Genomic DNA, 3,877 nt, shown 5'->3' on the forward strand with positions numbered 1-3,877 from the left:
TCCGGCTGGCAGACTCCAATTCCGTCATTAACTTCCCCCCTCCCCAGATTTCCCTACCTGGGGACCACACCCGGTCGGCGGGACTTTGCTGCCAAGTCGATGGACTCGCGCTTCCAACAAGCGCTAGGCGCCACTGAGTCGAGCGAGATTGCAGGCGTCTACACGGTCTCGGGCGAGGGTCGATCGGACTTCAGCGACTCCGAACTCACCCAGGCGGCCTTCGGCCAGTTGACGAAGGACGGGACTGCCGCAGTGAGCCTGCGATACGCGGATGGCAGCCTGCAGGAGGGCTCCTACAGCGTAGACGCCGGTAACGAGGTCACACTCAGGCTCTATGCGAAGCAGGAGGGCTCGCAGAGCCTCGTGAGAGACTACGTGGACGAGGTGACGCTCAGCTTCTCCACCGATCCTTGCATCAGTCCCGCCTGACCGGCGAGGGCCTTGACGCAACCCTGACGCCTGATCCGGAGCGGCGGTACCTCTTCGACCGTGACTTCAGCTGGCAGCCGCGCACACCCATCAACCGATGATGAGTGTGCGCCACCGGCAGATCAACGTCCGAAGAGCTTCGAGAACAGCCCCTTCTTCTTTTTCGGTTCCTCGGCCGTGGTCTCTGCCTCAGCCGACAGTCCTTCGTCGGGCTGTGCCTCTGCCGCAGGCGAGGCGGCCGGTTCGTCCTCGGACCTCGTCGGTTGTTCGGATCCGGTCTCAGGTGTGGCGCGAGCGGAAGCGGAGTCGCGCTCGTCATCGGCGGCCGCCTCGGCGGGGGATGTGGTTGGGGCGGTCGAATGAGGCGGCTCGGTCGTGGTCTCTGCTGGTGACGGCGAAGGCGCCGGCGCCGAGGCGGCGGCAACGGGTTCAGCAGCGTCGGGTTGCCCCGTAGCGGACGATTCGGAGACTGGACTCTGTGCGGCGGCTGCGGCAGTCTCGGCGGCAGGAGCATCGGCGGCCGCAGAGGTGCTCGTCCCCGTGGCCTGTGCATACTGCTGTGCGGCCTCGCCCTCGAGGGGTGCTCCCACCTCGCAGTTGGATATCCGGTTCTGCTCGTCAAAGGACAGGTCGGCCGAACCATCGGCGAAGAGCAGGCGCAGGCCGGCCTCGGGCAATGCTGTGGTGGGAATGCCGCGCTTGGCCACATACGCCTCGAGTGCGACGCGATGGTCAGTCACAGTGGTCTGCGTCAGCCCCTGCATGAGGGCCCGCACCGAGGTCTTGACTTGAGCTTCGGGCAGAGTCAGCTCCGGAGCATCAACAAGCAGCCAGACAGTGGTTCCGGCGCCCGCAGCGGCAGGGTAGTGTGCCCATTTTCCGGTGGCCTCCTTCGCTGCCAAGGTCAGACGCAGAGCCAGTTCTTCGTCGAGCTGGAGTTCCTCCGTGATCAGCTCTGCGACATCCTCGGCGGCACCGAACTTGCGAACGTCGTGGGCGAGACCGACGACGGTCTCGGGGAATTCGTTGACGTTCTCCCACCCCCACAGCCACGTGTTCTGCGCTTTCGACTCCGAGCCGAGCAGGTGCGGGCGACCACGTAGGACGGTCCCCTCGGCCGAGGTGAAGGTCAGATGCGGATCGGAGGTGAAGTCGACCTCCCATTCGGCATCGGCGATGAGGGCGCCGAAGTGCGTCTGCATCTCGGTGGAGAAGAAGACGGCGCGATTGACGAGGTCCTGCAAAGTTGTGCTCATGATTTCAAGACTAGAGGTGTCCGTGCGATTAGCGAGGAGGCACGCCCAGCCACCGGTGATGTCGGCCCCGGTTTCGCCCGCTCGTGTCAGTGGCGCGTGGTGAACTGTCACGACAGAAGAAGCAGTCCAGATCTATTGCTCGGGAGGCCAACGCATGTAAGATTGCCTGTTGCGCTTTCGTATAATTCAACGCCGTTTTCGCGAACTACTGAACTCACTGGACTTCCACCGTGGCCTTATTACGCCTGTCCCTGAAATACGCTCAATCCTATTGGCTCTACATCGTCTTCGTCATAGTCCTGCAGCTGGCCGCAACCATCGCGGCCCTGTTTCTGCCGAGCCTGAACGCGCAGATCATCGACCAGGGCGTCGCCAAGGGCGATACCGACTTCATCTGGTCGACCGGCATGACGATGATCATCGTCTGCCTCGTGCAGGTCGTGACCGCTGTGACCGCGATCTTCTTCGGTGCCCGCACCGGCATGGGAGTGGGTCGGGATCTGCGGCGTGCCATCTACAGCAAGGTCGACGAACTCTCGACACTCGAAGTCGGCGGATTCGGCAGTGCCACACTCATCACCCGCAACACCAACGATGTCCAGCAGGTCCAGATGCTGGTGCTCATGACCTTGAACTTCATGGTCTCGACTCCGATCATGTGCATCGGCGGAATCATCATGGCACTGCGCGAGGATGTGGGACTGTCCTGGCTGGTCTGGGTTTCCGTGCCGTCACTGTTCATCGTCGTCGGCATCCTCGTCTATCTGCTGATGCCGCTGTTCCGTCGTATGCAGGAGCAGGTCGACGACATCAACGGGGTCCTCCGCGAACAGATCACCGGCATCAGGGTCATCCGTGCGTTCGTGCGCGAACCGTTCGAAACCGACCGCTATGCAGACGCCAACCGCGCGCTGACAGAGACCTCCGTCAAGGTCGGCAACCTCTTCGTGCTCATGTTTCCTGCGATCATGATGATCCTGCACCTGGCCACCGCCGCCGTGATGTGGTTCGGCGGTCACCGAGTCGACGCCGGCCAGATGGAAGTCGGATCGCTGACGGCATTCCTGCAGTACCTCCTGCAGATCCTCGTGGCCGTCATGATGGGCGTGTTCATGATGATGATGATTCCCCGCGCCGTCGTCTGCGCCGAACGCATCTCCGAAGTCCTCGACTCGACCACGTCCATGATCATCCCGGACGGAGTCGACGAGCTCCCTCGCCGAGGTGAGCTCGAGTTCCGCAATGTCACCTTCGGTTATCCCGGGGCTGAGGTTCCCGTCCTCGAGAACCTCAGCTTCACCGCGCAGCCGGGTACGACGACTGCGATCATCGGTGCCACCGGTGCCGGCAAGTCCACCATCGTCAACCTCATCCCGCGTCTGCTCGATACGCGGTCGGGCCAGGTGCTCATCGACGGTGTGCCCGTCAGTGCATTCAACAGGCACCAGTTGGCGCAGCTGGTGGGTCTGGTGCCGCAGAAGCCATATCTGTTCTCCGGCACGATCGCCTCCAATCTGCGGTTCGGAAACGAGTTCGCCGATGACTCGGAACTGTGGGACGCACTGATCACGGCTCAGGCCGCGGACTTCGTCGCCGACAAGACCGATCAGCTCGAGGAGGCCGTGGCTCAGGGTGGCACGAACTACTCGGGCGGACAACGGCAGAGACTCTGCATCGCCAGAGCTCTGGCGGCCAAACCGAAGATCTTCGTCTTCGACGATTCGTTCTCCGCTCTCGATGTGGCCACCGACGCGCGCCTGCGCAGCGCCTTGAATGATACGACCGGCGATTCGACGGTGGTGGTCGTGGCTCAGCGGGTCTCGACGATTCGAGATGCCGATCAGATCATCGTCCTCGACGAAGGCAAGATCGTCGGCCGGGGAACACACGACGAACTCGTCGACTCGAACGAGACCTACCAGGAGATCGTCGAATCCCAGCTGGCCACGGAAGGGGTGAACTGACATGGTGAACAACGAATCCGACGAGTCGACGACGTCGAGCACCTCGGCGGCAACGGCGACGGCCGAACCGGATGCGACGCAGACGGCCGACGAGGAATACCTGCCCCGCGGCGACGAGGGGGACATGTTCGACGACACCCCGGCCAGGAAGGCAAAGCACTTCTGGCCCTCGGTCAAACGACTGTTCGGGCTGATGACGACGGAGAAGCTCGGCCTCATCAACGTCGT

At 62.8% G+C, this 3,877-nt stretch carries 2 protein-coding genes and 2 pseudogenes; 3 read left to right on the plus strand and 1 reads right to left on the minus strand.

What is annotated here, in order from left to right:
• Window positions 1-429: pseudogene (locus L0G76_RS14745) on the plus strand (hypothetical protein); the annotation flags it as partial.
• A gap of 122 nt (window positions 430-551) precedes the next feature.
• On the opposite strand, the gene L0G76_RS14750 reads toward L0G76_RS14745, so the two are convergent.
• Complete coding sequence (locus tag L0G76_RS14750) at window positions 552-1,685, minus strand: DUF6882 domain-containing protein (protein WP_304357909.1); 1,134 nt, start codon at window positions 1,683-1,685, stop codon at window positions 552-554.
• Window positions 1,686-1,915: 230 nt separating this feature from the next.
• On the opposite strand from L0G76_RS14750, the gene L0G76_RS14755 reads away from it, so the two are divergent.
• Complete coding sequence (locus L0G76_RS14755; RefSeq protein ID WP_304357910.1) at window positions 1,916-3,649, plus strand: ABC transporter ATP-binding protein; 1,734 nt, start codon at window positions 1,916-1,918, stop codon at window positions 3,647-3,649.
• Window position 3,650: 1 nt separating this feature from the next.
• Window positions 3,651-3,877, plus strand: a pseudogene (locus L0G76_RS14760) (ABC transporter ATP-binding protein); the annotation flags it as partial.

Source organism: Brevibacterium picturae (assembly GCF_030453725.1).
GTDB lineage: Bacteria > Actinomycetota > Actinomycetes > Actinomycetales > Brevibacteriaceae > Brevibacterium > Brevibacterium sandarakinum_A.

Coding starts and splice junctions, on each gene's coding strand:
- L0G76_RS14750 (WP_304357909.1), bottom strand. CDS start 1,685: ATGAGCACAACTTTGCAGGACCTCGTCAATCGCGCCGTCTTCTTCTCC.